General features: G+C 74.0%; 17 protein-coding genes. 13 read left to right on the forward strand and 4 right to left on the reverse strand.

The window, feature by feature from the left end; all coding sequences use genetic code 11:
* The coding region (locus tag AF1_RS04815) for a hypothetical protein (protein ID WP_067793780.1) at positions 1-803 on the reverse strand (803 nt) is incomplete at its 3' end.
* 102 nt (positions 804-905) lie between these two features.
* Here AF1_RS04815 and AF1_RS04820 point away from each other — a divergent pair.
* From AF1_RS04820 to AF1_RS04845, 6 genes are all read left to right on the forward strand, one after another.
* Positions 906-1,550, forward strand: coding sequence for a PadR family transcriptional regulator (locus AF1_RS04820; protein WP_067793781.1), 645 nt, complete (start codon positions 906-908; stop codon positions 1,548-1,550).
* A 157-nt stretch (positions 1,551-1,707) separates the two neighbouring features.
* Complete coding sequence (locus AF1_RS04825) at positions 1,708-2,685, forward strand: ATP-binding cassette domain-containing protein (protein ID WP_207394000.1); 978 nt, start codon at positions 1,708-1,710, stop codon at positions 2,683-2,685.
* Positions 2,682-3,470: an ABC transporter permease gene (locus tag AF1_RS04830; RefSeq protein ID WP_207393999.1), complete on the forward strand. Its 789-nt coding sequence runs from the start codon at positions 2,682-2,684 to the stop codon at positions 3,468-3,470. Before AF1_RS04825 ends, AF1_RS04830 begins: the two co-directional genes overlap by 4 nt.
* A 112-nt stretch (positions 3,471-3,582) precedes the next feature.
* Positions 3,583-4,443: a spermidine synthase gene (locus AF1_RS04835; protein WP_067793783.1), complete on the forward strand. Its 861-nt coding sequence runs from the start codon at positions 3,583-3,585 to the stop codon at positions 4,441-4,443.
* A gap of 32 nt (positions 4,444-4,475) precedes the next feature.
* Positions 4,476-5,249, forward strand: coding sequence for an SDR family oxidoreductase (locus AF1_RS04840; RefSeq protein WP_067793784.1), 774 nt, complete (start codon positions 4,476-4,478; stop codon positions 5,247-5,249).
* 60 nt (positions 5,250-5,309) lie between these two features.
* Positions 5,310-7,310 carry an ATP-binding SpoIIE family protein phosphatase gene (locus tag AF1_RS04845; protein WP_067793785.1) on the forward strand — a complete coding sequence of 667 codons (2,001 nt, stop codon included), beginning with the start codon at positions 5,310-5,312 and terminating at the stop codon, positions 7,308-7,310.
* A 19-nt stretch (positions 7,311-7,329) separates the two neighbouring features.
* On the opposite strand, the gene AF1_RS04850 is transcribed toward AF1_RS04845, so the two are convergent.
* Together AF1_RS04850 and AF1_RS04855 are read right to left on the reverse strand one after the other, a co-directional pair.
* Entirely contained in the window at positions 7,330-8,478 is a 1,149-nt protein-coding gene (locus AF1_RS04850; RefSeq protein WP_131732532.1) for a hypothetical protein, read from the reverse strand.
* 120 nt (positions 8,479-8,598) lie between these two features.
* Complete coding sequence (locus tag AF1_RS04855; RefSeq protein WP_067793787.1) at positions 8,599-9,438, reverse strand: DUF4253 domain-containing protein; 840 nt, start codon at positions 9,436-9,438, stop codon at positions 8,599-8,601.
* 269 nt (positions 9,439-9,707) lie between these two features.
* Between AF1_RS04855 and AF1_RS04860 the strand changes: the two genes are divergently transcribed.
* Together AF1_RS04860 and AF1_RS04865 are read left to right on the forward strand one after the other, a co-directional pair.
* Positions 9,708-10,163: an NUDIX hydrolase gene (locus tag AF1_RS04860; protein ID WP_067793788.1), complete on the forward strand. Its 456-nt coding sequence runs from the start codon at positions 9,708-9,710 to the stop codon at positions 10,161-10,163.
* An 82-nt stretch (positions 10,164-10,245) separates the two neighbouring features.
* Positions 10,246-11,109 carry an alpha/beta hydrolase gene (locus AF1_RS04865; protein ID WP_242608739.1) on the forward strand — a complete coding sequence of 288 codons (864 nt, stop codon included), beginning with the start codon at positions 10,246-10,248 and terminating at the stop codon, positions 11,107-11,109.
* On the opposite strand, the gene AF1_RS04870 is transcribed toward AF1_RS04865, so the two are convergent.
* Positions 11,099-12,025 (reverse strand): LysR substrate-binding domain-containing protein, encoded by a 927-nt coding sequence (locus tag AF1_RS04870; RefSeq protein ID WP_067793789.1) that lies wholly within the window; start codon positions 12,023-12,025, stop codon positions 11,099-11,101. The genes AF1_RS04865 and AF1_RS04870 overlap by 11 nt on opposite strands.
* A 108-nt stretch (positions 12,026-12,133) precedes the next feature.
* Between AF1_RS04870 and AF1_RS04875 the strand changes: the two genes are divergently transcribed.
* The 5 genes from AF1_RS04875 to AF1_RS04895 are packed head-to-tail and all read left to right on the forward strand — an operon-like array spanning position 12,134 to position 16,113.
* Positions 12,134-13,570, forward strand: a complete 1,437-nt coding sequence (locus AF1_RS04875; protein ID WP_067793790.1) for a 2-hydroxymuconic semialdehyde dehydrogenase — start codon at positions 12,134-12,136, stop codon at positions 13,568-13,570.
* A gap of 11 nt (positions 13,571-13,581) precedes the next feature.
* A complete protein-coding gene (locus AF1_RS04880; protein WP_275938302.1) occupies positions 13,582-14,367 on the forward strand; it encodes a 2-keto-4-pentenoate hydratase in 786 nt (261 codons plus the stop codon).
* The gene (locus tag AF1_RS04885; RefSeq protein WP_174548817.1) at positions 14,367-15,110 is read left to right on the forward strand and encodes a 2-keto-4-pentenoate hydratase; all 744 of its coding nucleotides are present in this window, start codon (positions 14,367-14,369) and stop codon (positions 15,108-15,110) included. The genes AF1_RS04880 and AF1_RS04885 overlap by 1 nt, the downstream gene beginning before the upstream one ends.
* Positions 15,107-15,544 (forward strand): RidA family protein, encoded by a 438-nt coding sequence (locus AF1_RS04890; protein ID WP_067793791.1) that lies wholly within the window; start codon positions 15,107-15,109, stop codon positions 15,542-15,544. Before AF1_RS04885 ends, AF1_RS04890 begins: the two co-directional genes overlap by 4 nt.
* Positions 15,541-16,113: a 3-hydroxyanthranilate 3,4-dioxygenase gene (locus AF1_RS04895; protein ID WP_067793792.1), complete on the forward strand. Its 573-nt coding sequence runs from the start codon at positions 15,541-15,543 to the stop codon at positions 16,111-16,113. Before AF1_RS04890 ends, AF1_RS04895 begins: the two co-directional genes overlap by 4 nt.
* The last annotated feature ends 6 nt before the right edge of the window (positions 16,114-16,119 follow it).

Consider the following 16,119-nt stretch of genomic DNA (forward strand, 5'->3'; position numbering starts at 1 on the left):
CGGTTCCGGTGCTGCTCGGCGCGCGCCGCCCGCCGGGACGCCGCGTCCCGCTCGGCGACGGCCCGGTCCAGCTCGCGGCGGAGCCGGCCCACCTCGGCGGACGCCTCATCGGCCGCGCGTTTCGCCGCGCCGGCCTGGTCCGCCCGCTCGGCCAGCCTCCGCTCGGCCTCCTCCGCGCGCTTGCGCAGCGTCTCCGCCCGCCTTGCCCGCGCCGCGTTCGTCCGCGCGGTGTGCGGCTTCGGCCGTGCGGGCTTCTTCTCCTCGGCCGGCGGCCTCTTCGGCCCGGGTTCCGGCTCGGCGCGTTCCCTGCCGGCCGGGGGCGCCATGGGGAACCCGGCCGGGACGAAGCCCGTGTGGCTGCGGGGCTGCGCCAGCCGTCCCTCGCGGACCTCCTCGGCGATCCCCCCGTCCACCGTGGCGGCCTGAAGGGTGTCCTCGACCTCCCGGACGGCCTGCTCGCGCAGGGGGGCGCCCGCGTCGGCCGCGAGGTCTCCGGCCGTCCGCACGAGCGAGGCGACCAGCCGGGCGCGCCGCTGCTCCAGGTCGTGGAGGCCGCCGCCGGAACCCCACGCCGCGCGCATCCCGGCCCCCACCTCCAGCAGCCGCTCCAGTTCGCCGGCGGCGGAGCGGCTGAGGAGGTTCACCGCCCACGCCGACAGTGTCGGACGCCGCAGCGCGCCGATCCGCCGGGCGAGGGGCGCGTCGCCGTCCCGCTTCGCCTCCCGTGCCAGCCGGTTCCGCGCCGCCACGAATCGTGCGGGCGGGACGCCGTAGAGCTCGTCGGCCGCACTGGAGAAGTCCACGCCCGGTCCCTACCCGCGCCCGCGTCTCCTGGACCGGGCTGGACGGACCGGAGCGCACCCGCCTATACTCGCTTACGAGTACTCGTGTACGAGGAGGGCGGGATGGCCAAGCGGCGCAAGGTGAGCAATCTGCTCGGGCTCGCCGTGCTGTCCACGGTCTCCGCCAGGCCGATGCACCCGTACGAGATGGCCGCGCTGATGCGCGCGCGCGGCAAGGACCGCGACATGGACATCAAGTGGGGCTCCCTCTACACCGTGGTGCGCAACCTGGAGAAACACGGGTTCCTGGCCGTCGAGGGAAGCGTCCGGGAAGGGGCGCGGCCCGAGCGCACCGTCTACCGCATCACGGACGCCGGCCTGGCGGAACTCGCCGACTGGGTCCGGGAACTGATCGCGGTGCCCGAGCGCGAGTTTCCCCGGTTCGAGGCCGGGCTGTCCGTCCTCGGCGCACTGGGGCCGGACGAGGCGGCCGAGCTGCTGCGCCGGCGCCTCGACACGATGGAGCGGCGGATCGCCGAGGACCGGGCCGCTCTCGCGGCGGAGACCGAGGTGCCGCGCATCTTCCTGATCGAGGCCGAATACGACCTGGCGATCAGGCGCGCGGAGGCCGAGTGGGTCCGCGGATTCCTCGCCGAGATCGAGGACGGCTCACTGCCGGGCCTCGGCCTGTGGCGGGCGTTCCACGAGACCGGGGAGATCCCGCCCGAGATCGCCGAACTGGCGGAGAGGGGAGCCTCGAAGGAGTAGCCGAAGCGAGGCCCGGCGGCGGTGCGGCAACACCGCCGCCGGGCCGGAGAACCCACCACCCAGACCTCGCACGGAGCCGGGCCCTGGCGGCGAGCACGCACTCCCAGCCTATCCGGGACCCCTCCGTCGAGCGTGTTGCGCTGCAATGGAGGAGACCATGGCGCACGCCATCGAGGCCGACGGCCTCGTGAAGACCTATCCCGGCGACGTCCGGGCCTTGGACGGCCTGTCCATCACGGTCGGCCAGGGCGAGATCCTCGGGGTGCTCGGCCCCAACGGGGCGGGCAAGTCCACCACCGTCAAGATCTTGACCACGCTGATCCGGCCGGACGCCGGAACCGCGGCGGTGGCGGGGCACGACGTGCTGCGCCGACCCGACCGGGTCCGCCGCATCATCGGCGTCGTGTCGCAGAAGTCCGGCGCCGACCCCGAGGCGAGCGGCCGGGACAACCTGATCCTGCAGGGCCGCCTGTACGGGCTGTCCGGGACGCGGACGCGGCGCAGGACGGCCGAACTGCTCGCCCGGTTCGACCTGGACGATGCGGCCTCGCGCCCGGTGAAGACCTACTCCGGCGGGATGCGGCGGCGGCTCGACGTCGCCCTCGGCCTCGTCCACCGCCCGCAGGTGCTCTTCCTGGACGAGCCGACCACCGGGCTCGCCCCGGAGGCCCGCGCCGCCCTGTGGGCGGAGATCGCCCGGCTCGCCGGGGACGAGGCCCTCGCGATCCTGCTGACCACCCACTACCTGGAGGAGGCCGACCGGCTCGCGCGGCGGCTGGCGATCGTCGACCGGGGGCGCGTCGTCGCGGAGGGCACGCCCGACGCGCTCAAGGGCGAACTGCGCGGCGACGCCGTCCACGTCGAATGGCGGGAGCCGCCCCCGGAGCCGCCGGTGCGCGATGCGCTGGGCCGGCTGCCCGGCGTCCGCGAGATCGTCCTGGACGGGCCGCGCCTCAGCGCCCGCGCCGACGACGGCGCCTCCGCCGTGCCCGCCGTCCTCGCCGCGCTCGACCAGGCGGGCGTCCCGGCCGCCGCGGCGACCGTCGCGCGGCCGTCCCTCGACGATGTCTACCTCCGCTACGCCGGACGCCGTTTCACCCGGCACGAGCCGTCCACCGCCGGAGGCGCCCGATGACCGCCCCGATGACCGCGCTGGTGACCGGAACCTGGTGGATGACCCACCGCCGGCTGTCCGCGCTGCTGCGCAACCCCGTCGTCCTCGTCCTGACGCTGGCGCAGCCGATGGTCTGGCTGTTCCTGTTCGGCGAGCTGTTCGAGAAGGTCGTCGAGCTTCCCGGGTTCGGCGTGCGGTCCTACCTGGACTACATCGTCCCCGGCGTCGTGATCATGAACGCGGTGTCGCTGAACTCGTTCGCCGGGATGGCGACCATGGACGAGATCGAACGCGGCACCCTCGACCGCTTCCTCGTCACCCCGGTGCGCCGCGGCGCGATCGCGAACGCCGGCGTCATCGAGCAGGCGCTCAGCACGGCGTTCCAGTCCCTCGTCATCATCGTGCTGGGCTGGGCGGCTGGCGCGCACTACCCCGGCGGCGCCCCCGGGCTCGCGGTGCTCGTGGCGGCCTCGGTGCTGATCGGCATCGTCCTCGCCGCACTGTCGAACACGCTCGCGCTGCTCGTCCGGGACCGCAACACGATCATCGGCCTGAACGTGATGCTGCTGCTGCCGCTCACGTTCCTGTCGTCGGCGTTCATGGCCAAAGACCTGATGCCGTCCTGGATCCGGCACGTCGCGGCCGTCAACCCGGTGAGCTGGGCCCTGGACGCCTCCCGGGCCGTGCTGTCCGGCGACCCCGACTGGAGTCCGGCCGCCCTGCACGGCTCCTGGCTCCTGGTCCTGACCGCGGCCACGGTGACCCTGGCGACGTACTCCCTCAGGAGCTACCAGAAGACCCAGTGACCGCTAGGAGGCCCGGCGGGCCCGGCCCGCCCGCTGTGCGGCCGGGCCCGCGCCCACCGGCGAACCCGGCGGTTGCGCGGAGCCCCGGCGGCGGAGTCCGTAGGGTGGTGGCATGGCACGCAAGGGCAGGCACGGTCCCCGGCCGCGAACCTACGAGATCGCCGGCGGGGAGGCCGAGCTGCTGCGCGACGCCGACCGCGACGGCGGTTGGATGCTGCTCGTCGGCGGCGTGCCGCAGTCCTACGTGGACCTGTCCGACCCCACCTACCTCGACTTCGAGTACATGCGGCTGATGGGCGACGTGGTCGACTCCATCGGCCCGGACGGTGCGGCGCTCGACGCGGTCCACATCGGCGGTGCCGGATGCACGCTGGCCCGCTACATCGCCGCGACCCGGCCCGGCTCGCGGCAGATCGTCCTGGAGCCGGACGCGGAACTGGTGCGGCTCGTCCGCGAGGAACTGCCGGTCAAGGGCGTCGCGGGCCTGCGGATCCGCATCACCGACGGGCGCACGGGCATCGCGGCGCTCCCCGACGACGCCGACGACCTCGTCGTGATGGACGCGTTCGCCGAGGCGTCGATGCCGCCCGAGCTGGCGACCCGCGAGTTCGTCCTGGACGCCGCCCGGGTGCTGCGGCCGCGCGGCGTCTACCTGGTGAACGTCGCCGACGGGTTCCGGCTGCCGTTCGCGCGCCGGATGGCCGCCACCGTCCGGTCGGTGTTCCGGCACACCCTGCTGATGGGCGACCCGGGCGTGCTGCGGGGCCGCCGGTTCGGCAACCTGATCGTGGCCGCGTCGCAGGAGCCGCTGCCGGTCGCCGAGCTGACCCGCCGCGCCGCGGGCGGCATCGTGCGGGCCCGCGTCATGGACGGCGGCGACCTCGCCGCGTTCTGCGCCGGCGCCGCGCCCCTGCACGACGGCGAGGAGATCGTCGCCCCCGTCCCGCCCCCGCAGGTCTTCGGGAACCCCTGACGCAGGAGAAAATCGGCGAAGGAGAGGGACACATGATTCTCGTGACCGGGGCCGGCGGCACGCTCGGGCGGCCCGTAGCGCGGCTGCTGGCGGAGGCCGGCGCGGACGTGCACGGGCTGAGCCGCCGCGCCAGGGAGCCGGAGCCCGGCCTCACCTGGCACAAGGGCGACCTGTGGACCGGTGAGGGCGTCGACGCGGCGGTCGAGGGCGCGGAGACGATCGTGCACTGCGCCAGCGACCCGCTCCACTCCCGGCGGGACCTGCCCGCCGCCCGGCGCCTCATCGAGGCCGCGCGCCGGCAGGGCGCCCCGCACCTGATCTACATCTCGATCGTGGGCGTCGACAAGATCCCCTTCGGCTACTACCGGACGAAGCACGCGGTGGAAAGGCTCATCGAGGAGTCCGGGCTGCCGTACACGATCCTGCGGACCACCCAGTTCCACACGCTGCCGGACATGGTCTTCAACGTCCTCACCAAGATCCCCGGCGTGGCGCTGCTGCCGAAGGGGCTGCGAGACCAGCCGATCGACGTCGCCGAGGTCGCGCAGCGGCTCGCCGGGCTGGCGCTCGCCGCCGGGCCCGCGCGGCGCGTCGACGACATGGGCGGCCCGGAGGTGCTCACCGCGGAGGAGATGCTGCGCGACTACCTCAAGGCGCGTGGCCTGCGGCGGCCCGTCCGGGTGCCGCTGCCGCTTCCCGGACGGGCCGGCCGCGGGTTCCGGGAAGGCCACCACCTGACGCCGGAGCACGCCGTGGGGGAGCGGACCTGGCGGCAGTTCCTGGACGAGGCCCACGGGCACCGCTGAGGTCCGGACTCGCCCCCCGTATCGGCCGCATCGTGCCGCGCGATGACCCATAATCGAGCGATGGAGTCGTCCACACGGATTCTTATTCTCGGCATGGATTCGTCGGGGAGAATTCTGCAGTTCGACCGCAATGCCGCCGCCGTTCTCTCCTCGGATGCGGACGACCTGCTGGGCGCCTACCTGGACGAGGTGATCCCCGGCGCGCGGGACCCGCTGCTGGAGGCGCTGAAGGCCGGGCGTGAGCGCACCGCCATGCTCGCCGTGGAGAGCCCGGTGAGCGGGACGCTCGACGCGGTCGTGACCGTCCACCCGATGAACGGCGGCGTGCCCGACCTCGCGGCGCTCGCCGTCATCCGGGTGCCGGTGCCGCTCGCCGACCGGTTCGTCGACCCGGCCGTCATCCGCCGGGCACTGCTGGACGACGTCCTCCCGCGCATCGGCGCGACCCTCGACCTGGAACTGCTGGCGCGCGGCCTGATGGACGTGCTCGTCCCGCACTTCTGCAACTCGGGCGCGCTGCTGCTGGCGGAGGCCCACATCGACGCCGACGAGCCGCCGGAGCGCCCGGACGGGCCGCAGCTGCGCCGGATGGCGATCGGGTTCGACGACGAGGACCCGGCCTGGGACGCGACGTTCCCCACCGGTGAGTCGCTCGTCTACCCGCCGGAGACGCCGTACATGCAGTGCCTGGAGACCGGCGAGCCGGTGCTGCGCGCGCTCGGCGGCGGCGGCGCGGCCGAGCTCGCGGACGCCTGGCGCCGCCCGCCGGTCGCCGAGCTGCTCAAGGGCGCGTCGATGCTGTTACTCCCGATCGTGTCCTCGGCGGGCGTGCTCGGGTTCTTCGTCTGCACCCGCAACGCGGCGCACCGGCCGTTCGACGCCTACGACGTCGAGATCGGGATGGAGTTCGCCAACCGGGCGTCGATCCTGGTGGAGAGCGCCCGCCAGTACTCCAGGGAACGCGCCACCGCGCTCACCCTGCAGCGCAGCCTGCTGCCGACGGGCCTGTCGGCGCCGTCGCCGGTCGAGGTGCACCACCGCTACCTGCCGGGCAGCCGCCGCATCGAGGTCGGCGGCGACTGGTACGAGTCGATCGCGCTGCCGGGCGCCCGGGTCGCGCTGGTGGTCGGGGACGTCGCCGGGCACGGGGTGAAGGCCGCCGTCACGATGGGGCGGCTCCGCACCGCCATCCACACCCTCGCCGGGCTGGAGCTGCCGCCCGCCGAGGCCCTCGAACGGCTCGACTCGCTGATGCGGACCCTCGGCGAACGCGAACCGCACTTCGCCACCTGCGCCTACGTCGTCTACGACGCGGTCAGCGGCCGGTGCGAGGTCGCGAGCGCCGGGCACCTGCCGCCGCTGCTGGCCCCGCCCGGCGCGGAGCCGCAGTACCTGCCGGTGCCGCCCGCGCCGCCGCTCGGCGTCGGCGGCGACGGCCCGATCGTGACCCGCGAGTTCACCGTCGAGGACGGGACGCTGCTGTTCCTCTACACCGACGGGCTGGTGGAGAACCGGGCCCGCGACATCGACGACGGGCTGGCCCGGCTGCTCGCCACGTTCGGCCCCGGCGCCGCCGCCCGTCCGCTGGAGGAGCTGTGCCAGGCGGCGCTCGACGGCGTCTACGACGACCAGCACCGCGACGACATCGCGATGCTGGTGGCGCGGCTGGCGCGCATCCCGGCCGACCATCACGCCGCCTGGGAGCTGCCCGCCGACCCCGCCGCCGTCCGCCGGGCGCGCGGCCTCGTCCGGGACCGGCTCGCCCGCTGGGACCTGGACGAGCTGACCCACTCCACGATGCTGCTGGTGTCCGAGCTGGTCACCAACGCGATCCGGCACGCGGGCGGGCGCGTCACGCTGCGGCTGGTGCGGGAGGGCGGCCTGGTCTGCGAGGTCTTCGACTCCTCGGACGGGCGTCCCCGCATCCGCATGCACGACGATGAGGACGAGGCGCTCATCTCGGGACGCGGCCTGCACGTCGTGGGACGTCTCGCGCGACGCTGGGGCGTGCGCCGCGCCACCGGCGGCAAGGTCGTCTGGTGCGAGCAGGAGCTGCCCTGACCGCGTCCCGGCGGGCGGCCTAGCGCAGCACCGAGATGTGCACGTGGTCGTAGTGGTTCTGGGTGAGGCCGCCGCGGTCCTCCATCGGCCGCCAGCCGCCGCCCCGCACGTTCCAGATGTGCTGCTTCCAGATGACGTAGGAGATCCCGAGCCGCCGCGCGTTCGCGACCGCGTACCGGGCGACCTGGTCGCCGTGCCGCTGGGCGCCGGCGCTCGGCATCCGCCCGCCGGTGCTCTCCATGAAGTCGCAGGCGCGGCCTTCGCCGTGGTCCTGCGGGTCGCCGGTGGAGCGGTGGCAGCCGATCACGGGGAACGGGCCGAACACGCCGGCGATCTCCAGCAGGACGGTCCGCATCGTGGGCGTCATCATGTTGCCGGTGATGGGGGACCGGTCGCCCGCCGCCCCGTCCGGCCGCCCGGTCACCCGCGGGCGGCCCGTGCCCTTCGCCGGCGTGCCGGAGGTCCGGGACGGCGTCAGCGCCGCCACCTTCGTCCCGCGCGGGAGGATCTTCTTCAGCCGTTTCGCCAGCTTCCCGTGGTCGGCCTTCGGGGCGCTGATGAGGAGCCCGTTCCCGGCCGGCAGGCCCAGCGTGCGGGCCTGGGCGCGGGACACGACCGCGTCGACCTCGCCGATGCCCATCGAGGCGTAGGCGCCGACGCGGACCTTGCCGGGGCCGGTGCTGCGTCCCGCCGGGACGACCGCGCCGAGCGGCAGCGCCCCGCCCCGGCCCTGCTCGAACGAGACGGCCAGCCCGCCGGACGCGACCGTCTGCCACAGCCGGTCGGACTCGGCGGTCGCCGCGGGGGCGAACGCCCGGAACGTGGACGGGTCGACGCCGAGCAGGCCCATGCGGCGTCCGCCGACCCTGGCCTGCGCGGCGTCCACGACCGTGAGACCGGCGACGCCCTTCAGCCGCCGCGTCCGCTCGACCGCGGCGGGCGGCAGCGGGGACGTCCCGGCGACCAGCAGGTGCGGCGTGTAGCGGCGGGTCAGCGGCGCGACGGCCGGTGCCCCCGGCGCGGCGGCCCGGTCCACCGACACGAGGTTCCCCGCCCTGGACGGCCTTCCGCCCACCCGGCCGGAGACGATCGCGGTGATGTCGGCGGCCAGCGTGAGGCCGATCGCCGCCGCGATGCCCCCGGAGAGCGCCCGTCCGCTGCGCCGCATGCGTCTCCGATCCCTCGCCGTTCTCCGCCGCATCGTAGGGGAGCGCGCCGCGACCTGGAATCAGGGTCCGCCTCGCGCGGCGCAAGACGCCCGGTGCGCCGGCCGAGCGTCAGCCGTGCGTCAGTCCCACCAGAACGACCAGTAGGTCTTCCCGCGGATCTCCTCGGCGTACCCGGCGAGGGTGCCGGGCCCCTGGAACAGGATGTCGGGGCAGAACGTCCAGTGCTCGGCCGCGACGTGGACGGCGTGCCGGGTCGTGACCGGCGGGGCGGCGACGCTCAGCTCCAGCGTGTTGAAGCCGAGCGCGACGACGCGGGCGCCGAACCGGTCCTCCCAGGAGCGCAGGACGGCCGACAGCGGCGCCGTCCACTCGTTGTGGTTGAGGGCGCCCTGCCAGCCGACGGCGGCGAGCGCGTCGGCGCCCCGGTCCACCGCGGCGAGAGCCAGCGGCAGGCCGCGCGCGGCGAGGACGCGGGCGTAGCGGTCGGCCATCGTGCCGGGATCGTCCAGCGGGAGGCCGGCGGGCGCGGGGCCGGGGCAGTGCCGGCCGTAGGGGGCGAGGTCGTCGAGGTCGTCGTCGGCCGCCTGCTCGGCGAAGTCGGCCCACACCTCGTACATGAACGCGTGGGGATGGTAGTTGGCGACCTCGCCCACCGGCTCGGGCGCGATCTGGCCGGCCGCCCAGGGCTGGTCGGTCTCGTCCATCAGCAGCGGCCAGAGTCCCGACCGGGGGTGGTCGGCGCGGAGCGCGGCCCACAGGTCTCCGCGGACGGGGTCGTCGCTGAGCCAGAACGCGGGCCGCAGCAGCGGGCGCCGCTGCGGGTAGCCGGGGTCGGGCCAGACGAGATCCCCGTCGGGCAGCGGCACCGACAGCGTCCGCCCGGCGTCGTCGCCCCCGACGCCGTCGTCGAACAGCTGCGGCAGGTCGCCCGGCAGGTGCCGGACCTCCACATCATCCATTTCACGCCGTTCCGATACAGAGCATGCCAGTGGCGATCGTAACGGCGGTGAGGCCGCCAGGGGGACGGCCTCGTGCGGTTCGGCCGTCCCGGGCGGCCCGGATGGGGTACGGTCCGACGCGACCCGCCCTGACCATCAGGTGCGGGACGAGGGCGGCCGGAGGGGAGAAACGATGCCCGGAACGGACCCTGCCGTGCGGCTCATGATCGAAGGGCCCGCCACGCCGCTGGACGCCGGCGTGTCCCCGCGGCGGCGGCCCGCCTGAACGCGTGAGGGTCCGCCGCGCCGTCCGTGCCCTCCTCCTGGACGGTGACGCCCTGGTCCTGTTCCGCCGCACCCGCCCTGACCGGCCCGTCTACTGGACGACACCGGGCGGCAAGATCGAACCCGCCGACGCGTCCCCCGAAGCCGCACTGCGCCGCGAACTGGACGAGGAGCTCGGCGCGACCGCGGGCCCCGTCCGCCAGGTTTTCGCGTGCGCGGAGCAGTCACCCGAACTGTGCCGTCTCAACACCTTCTACGTGTGCCGCCTGCTCACCATGGACCTGTCCCGCCGCCACGGCCCGGAGTTCGACGACCCCGCCAACGGACGCTACGACGTCGACCTCGTCCCCTGCGCGCCCGCCGACCTGGCGTCGATCAACCTGATCCCCGGACTCCTCGCCGCCTACCTGGCGGACCACGCCGCCGACCTCGCCGCCCTCGTCCCGGGGGCGCGCCCGTAGGCGGGACGCATAGCGGGGTGGTGATAGGTGGGGGGCGGATCGGTATTTGATCGGGGGCCGGGGGCGGGGAAGGGTGGGGGGAGTGAGCGATCTGGGCGACTGGCCGGGCAGCGAGCTGAGCGACGAGGAACTGGACACCGCCTACAACGTGCGGCGGAAGGCCGGAGAGGAGCTCTTCGCGCGGCACATGGCGCGGTACCGGGAGATGTCGGAGCGGGCCGTGGAGGGGCTGCCCGGGCATCCGGGGATCGTCTACGACGAGGCCGGCGGGGAGCGGCTCGACGTGTGGGGGGTGGGGGACGGGCCGCGGCCGGTGTTCGTCTTCCTGCACGGCGGGTACTGGATGGCGCTCTCGCGGGACGTCTCCTCGTTCATGGCGCGGGCCCTGCATGAGCGGGGTGTCGCGACCGTCGTCCCCGACTACACGCTGGCGCCCAAGGCGTCGCTGGAGGAGATCGTCCGGCAGGTCCGGGCGGCCGTGGCGTGGGTGTACCGGCGGGGGCGCGAGTTCGGGCTCGACCCGGAGCGGATCGTGGTGGGCGGCAGTTCGGCGGGCGGGCATCTGGCCGGCATGACCATGGTCGGCGGGTGGCAGGAGCCGCTCGGGCTTCCGGAGGACGTCGTCAAGGCCGCGATGCCGTTCAGCGGGCTCTTCGACATCCGGCCCGTCACCCGCATCTACGTCAACGAGTACGTGCGGCTGGACCTGGAGCGGGCCGCGGCGCTGAGCCCGGCGTTGCTGCCGGCCGGGTATCGGTGCCCGGCCGTCTTCGTGGCCGGGGAGAGCGACGGGGACGGGTTCCTGGCGCAGTCGCGCATGTTCCAGCCGCGGTGGGGTGGCGAGCTGATGATCGTGCCGGGGCGGGACCACTTCGCTGTCGTGCTCGACCTGGCCGATCCGGGGTCGCGGGTGAGCGCGGCGCTGATGGATCTGATCAGCCGGTGAGTTCGGCGGCCTCGCGGCGCAGGTGGTCGAGCATCAGCCGGGCGGACGGGGTCGGGGCGCGGTGCGCGGGGAGCGTCACGCCCACCTGGCGGCGGACGGCCTCCAGCGGGACCGGCAGGGGCGCTATGCCGGCGTCGGTGCGGGCGACGAGTTCGGGGAGCGCGGCGATCATGTCGGTGTCGCGGACGAGGGTGCGGACGGTCAGCACCGAGGTGCACTCCACCAGGTTCCCGGGGAGGGCGAGGCCCTCGGCGCGGAAGAGCTGCACCAGTTCGGTGCGCAGTGCGGTCCGCTCCAGGGGGAGCACCCACGGGTAGGCGAGCAGGTCGGCCAGGCCGAGGTCGGGGAGGGCGCGGGCCGGGTGGCCGTTGCGGGCCACCAGCCGGACGGGTTCGCCGTACAGGGTGATCTGGCGGAGGCCGCGCAGGTCGTCGATCGGGTTGAGGCGGCCGAGGATCAGGTCGATCTCGCCGTCCAGCAACCGGGGCACCTGCGCGTCGAACGTGGCCTCCTGGACGATCACCGTGATGCCCGGACGGTCCCTCTTCAGCGCGGCGATCGCGCGGGGCAGCAGCACGTTCGAGCCCGCGAGGAGCGTGCCGATCGTGACGGTGCCGACCTCGCCGTCCGCCAGGCCGGTGATGCGTTCCCCGGCGCGGCGGAGCTCGGCCAGGGCGGCGCGGGCGTGCTCGATGAACGCGTCCCCGAACATGGTGGGCGTCACGCCGCGCGGGCCGCGCGTGAACAGGTCGACGCCGAGGATGGCCTCCACTTCGCGCAGGCTGCGGGTGACGGCGGGCTGTGCCAGGTGCAGGTGCTCGGCGGCGCGCAGGACGCTGCCGTGGTCGGCGATGGCGACGACGAGCACCAGGTGCCGGAGCTTCAGCCGCCCGTTGAGGAGGTCGATCGCGCGCATGCCGCCTTACTATCACGATTTCGTGATAGCTCACTGGATGATTGGTATTTGCCAGGCATAGCTCGCGGGGCAGAGGATCGAAGACGTCGAGCCGCGCGGGAGGAACAGATGAAGGCCGAGCACTACGTCGCCGGGGTCTTCCGTTCGGACGGTCCGGCCTTCCCGCTCGTCGCGCCCGTGGACGGTACCGAGCTGGGCACCGTTCCCGAGGCCACGCGGGAGGTCGTGGACGATGCCGTGGCGGCGGCACGGGCCGCGCTGAAGGGCGGCTGGGGCGCGATGGGCGCCGAGGAGCGGGCCGCCGCGCTGCGGCGCGTCGCGGACGGGATCGAGGCCCGCTTCGAGGAGTTCGTCGACGCCGAGGTCGCCGACACCGGCAGGCCCCGGGAGTTCGCCGAGACCGTCGACGTCCCGCGTGCGGCCGGGAACTTCCGCGCCTACGCCGACCTGCTGTACGGCCGGCCCGAACGCGCCTACACGACGCGGGTCCCGGGGTGGAGTTCGGGGACCGGGGAGGCGCTCAACTACACGGTGCGCCGGCCGCTCGGCGTGGTGGCGGTCATCTCGCCGTGGAACCTTCCGCTGCTGCTGTCGACCTGGAAGATCGCCCCCGCGCTCGCGTGCGGCAACACGGTCGTCCTCAAGCCGTCGGAGGAGACGCCGTCCACCGCGACGCTGCTCGCCCGGGTCATCGACGAGGCGGGCCTGCCCGGCGGCGTGTTCAACCTGGTGCACGGGCACGGCGCGGGCGCGGCGGGCGAGTTCCTCACCGGGCACGGGGACGTGGACGCGATCGCGTTCACCGGCGAGTCCGCCACCGGCGCCGCGATCATGCGCAACGCCGCCGGCCACGTCACGCCGGTCTCGTTCGAGCTGGGCGGCAAGAACCCCGCGCTGGTCTTCGCCGACGCCGACCTCGGCGCCGCAGTGGACGGGACGGTCCGCTCGTCCTTCACCCATTCCGGCCAGATCTGCCTGTGCACCGAACGCGTCTACGTCGAGCGGCCCGTCTTCGAGGAGTTCGTCCGGGAACTGGCGGCCCGCGCGAAGGCGCTCGGCGGCTACGGTCCGATGATCTCGGCCGAGCACCGCGACAAGGTCCTGTCCTACTACCGGCTCGCCAGGCGGGAGGGCGCCACGGTCGTCGCGGGCGGCGGCACGCCGGCGTTCGGCGACGAGCGCGACAACGGCTTCTACGTCGAGCCCACCGTCCTCACCGGCCTGCCCGAGACGGCCCGCACGGTGCGGGAGGAGATCTTCGGGCCCGTCTGCCACGTCGCCCCGTTCGACACCGAGGACGAGGCACTGGAACTCGCCAACGACAGTCCCTACGGCCTGGCCGCCACCCTCTGGACGGGGGACCTGTCGAGGGCCCACCGGGTTGCGCCGCGGATCGAAACGGGAATCGTCTGGGTGAACTGCTGGAACCTGCGCGATCTGCGCACCCCGTTCGGCGGTGTCAAGGCGTCCGGGATCGGAAGGGAGGGGGGAGAGTACTCCCTGGATTTCTTCTCCGAACCCGTCAACGTCTGCATCCGCATCTGAAAGCGAGCCCAGTGACCACCCACATCGATGCCGCCGCCGAAAGACTGCTCGGCGCCTACGCGACCGGCACGCCGTGCGCGCCCGTCCGCGACCTGATCACCACCGTGGACGACGCCTACGCCGTCCAGGACACGATCACCGAGCGCCGGCTGGGGGAGGGCCGCCGCCTCGCCGGACGCAAGATCGGGCTGACATCGCGGGCCGTTCAGCGGCAGATCGGCGTGGACAGCCCCGACTTCGGCATGCTGTTCGCCGACATGGCCGTCCCGGACGGGGAGGAGATCCCCGCCGGCGCCGTCCTGCAGCCGCGCGCCGAGGCCGAGGTCGCGCTCGTGCTGGAGCACGACCTGACCCACGAGCGGCACACGGTCGCCGACGTCATCCGCGCCACCGCGTTCGCGCTGCCCGCCATCGAGGTGGTCGGCAGCCGCGTCCGCGACTGGGACATCACGCTCGCCGACACCGTCGCCGACAACGCCTCCTCCGGCATGTACGCGCTGGGCAACCGGCCCGTCCCGCTGAAGGACGTGGACCTGCGCCTGTGCGGGATGGTCATGGAGCGGCGCGGCGAGCAGGTCTCCACCGGCAACGGCGCCGCCTGCCTCGGCCATCCGCTGAACGCGGCGCTGTGGCTCGCCGACACGATGGTCCGCGTCGGCCGCCCGCTGCGCGCCGGCGACACCGTGCTGACCGGCGCCCTCGGCCCGGTCGTCCCGGCCGCGCCCGGCGAGGTGTTCGAGGCCCGCATCGACGGGCTCGGCGATGTCCGCGTCGCGTTCGGCAAGGAGGACTCCTGATGGTGGACGTGCACGCTCTCGCGGCGACGCTGGACGAGGCCGCCCGGGACGTCCGGGCCATCCCCCCGCTCACCGGCGCGATGCCGCTGGACCTGGCCGCCGCCTACGCGGTGCAGCGCGCCGGGATCGAACTGCGGCGCCGCCGGGGCGAACGCCTCGCCGGGGTGAAGATGGGCTTCACCAGCCGCGCCAAGATGGCTCAGATGGGCGTCGGCGACGTCATCTGGGGCCTGCTCACCGACGGGATGCCGGCCGGGCCGTCGGTGGACGTGTCGCGCCTCATCCATCCGCGCATCGAACCCGAGATCGCCTACCTGATCGGGCGGGAGGTCCGGTCGGCCACCGAGGTCGAGTCGGCCGTGACCGGTGTCGCGGTCGGGTTCGAGGTGCTCGACTCCCGCTACCGGGACTTCAGGTTCACCCTTCCCGACGTGATCGCCGACAACGCCTCGGCGGCCCGGTTCGGATTCGGCGCCTGGCACCGGCCCCGGGACGTGTCGAACATCGGGCTGCTGCTGGAGATCGACGGGCGGCCCGTCCAGACGGGCTCGTCCGCCGCGATCCTCGGTGACCCGGCGCGCTCGCTGCGGGCGGCGGCGCGGCTCGCGCTCGGCGCCGGGATGGCACTCGAACCCGGCTGGATCGTCCTCGCGGGCGCGGCGACGGCGGCCGTCCCCCTGCCGGAGGGCGCGCACGTCCGCGTCACCGGCGCCGGCCTCGGCGGCGTCGAGGTGACGACGTGACGGGCGAGGCGTTCCTGGTCGCGGGCAAGGCCAGGCCGAGAGGACGGTTCCCGCACCTCAAGCGGGCCGGTGACCTGGTGTTCGTGTCCGGGACGAGTTCACGCCGCCCGGACGGGACGTTCGCCGGGGCGAGCGCCGACCCGATGGGCGTCACCGACCTCGACATCCGCGCGCAGACCCGCGCCGTCATCGAGAACATCCGCGATCTTCTCGCCGCCGCCGGCGGAGACCTGTCCGACATCGTCAACGTCACCGCCTACCTGGTGAGCATGAACGACTTCGGCGGCTACAACGAGGTCTACGGGGAGTACTTCGACGAGACCGGCCCGGCCCGCACGACCGTCGCCGTCCACCAGCTTCCGCACCCGCATCTGCTCATCGAGATCTCGTGCGTCGCCCACATCCCCCGGACCGGTGAGGAGGCCGGAGCATGACCCTGCCGCAACTGTCCTACGGACGGCCGTTCAACTTCGAGTCCTGGATCGACGAGCACCGCGACCTGCTGAAGCCGCCGGTCGGCAACGTCCAGGTGTTCGACGAGGCCGGGCTGATCATCATGGTGGTCGGCGGCCCCAACCAGCGCACCGACTTCCACGACGACCCGACCGAGGAGTTCTTCTACCAGCTCAAGGGCAACATGGTGCTGCGCGTCATGGAGGAGGAGGGCCGCCCGCCGGTCGACGTGCAGATCAACGAGGGCGACGTCTTCCTGCTGCCGCCGCACGTCCGGCACTCGCCGCAACGGCCCGAGGCCGGCTCGATCGGCCTGGTCGTGGAGATCCCGCGGCCGGAGGGGCGCACGGAGGCGTTCGAGTGGTACTGCCCCGAGTGCCACCACCTCGTCCACCGCGCCGAACTCCAGGTGCGCTCGATCGTGGACGACCTGCCGCCCGCCTTCGAGGGCTTCTACGGCGGCGACCGCAAGTGCCCGAACTGCGGCGCCGTCCACCCGGGCAGGACGTGGCCGCGGGCCATGACGCCGACCACGGCTCCCCGTGCCTGACGGGGG

Source organism: Actinomadura formosensis NBRC 14204 (assembly GCF_001552155.1).
GTDB classification, from domain to species: domain Bacteria; phylum Actinomycetota; class Actinomycetes; order Streptosporangiales; family Streptosporangiaceae; genus Spirillospora; species Spirillospora formosensis.

Coding starts and splice junctions, on each gene's coding strand:
- AF1_RS04820 (WP_067793781.1), top strand. CDS start 906: ATGGCCAAGCGGCGCAAGGTGAGCAATCTGCTCGGGCTCGCCGTGCTG.
- AF1_RS04825 (WP_207394000.1), top strand. CDS start 1,708: ATGGCGCACGCCATCGAGGCCGACGGCCTCGTGAAGACCTATCCCGGC.
- AF1_RS04830 (WP_207393999.1), top strand. CDS start 2,682: ATGACCGCCCCGATGACCGCGCTGGTGACCGGAACCTGGTGGATGACC.
- AF1_RS04835 (WP_067793783.1), top strand. CDS start 3,583: ATGGCACGCAAGGGCAGGCACGGTCCCCGGCCGCGAACCTACGAGATC.
- AF1_RS04840 (WP_067793784.1), top strand. CDS start 4,476: ATGATTCTCGTGACCGGGGCCGGCGGCACGCTCGGGCGGCCCGTAGCG.
- AF1_RS04845 (WP_067793785.1), top strand. CDS start 5,310: ATGGAGTCGTCCACACGGATTCTTATTCTCGGCATGGATTCGTCGGGG.
- AF1_RS04850 (WP_131732532.1), bottom strand. CDS start 8,478: ATGCGGCGCAGCGGACGGGCGCTCTCCGGGGGCATCGCGGCGGCGATC.
- AF1_RS04855 (WP_067793787.1), bottom strand. CDS start 9,438: ATGGATGATGTGGAGGTCCGGCACCTGCCGGGCGACCTGCCGCAGCTG.
- AF1_RS04870 (WP_067793789.1), bottom strand. CDS start 12,025: ATGCGCGCGATCGACCTCCTCAACGGGCGGCTGAAGCTCCGGCACCTG.
- AF1_RS04875 (WP_067793790.1), top strand. CDS start 12,134: ATGAAGGCCGAGCACTACGTCGCCGGGGTCTTCCGTTCGGACGGTCCG.
- AF1_RS04885 (WP_174548817.1), top strand. CDS start 14,367: ATGGTGGACGTGCACGCTCTCGCGGCGACGCTGGACGAGGCCGCCCGG.
- AF1_RS04895 (WP_067793792.1), top strand. CDS start 15,541: ATGACCCTGCCGCAACTGTCCTACGGACGGCCGTTCAACTTCGAGTCC.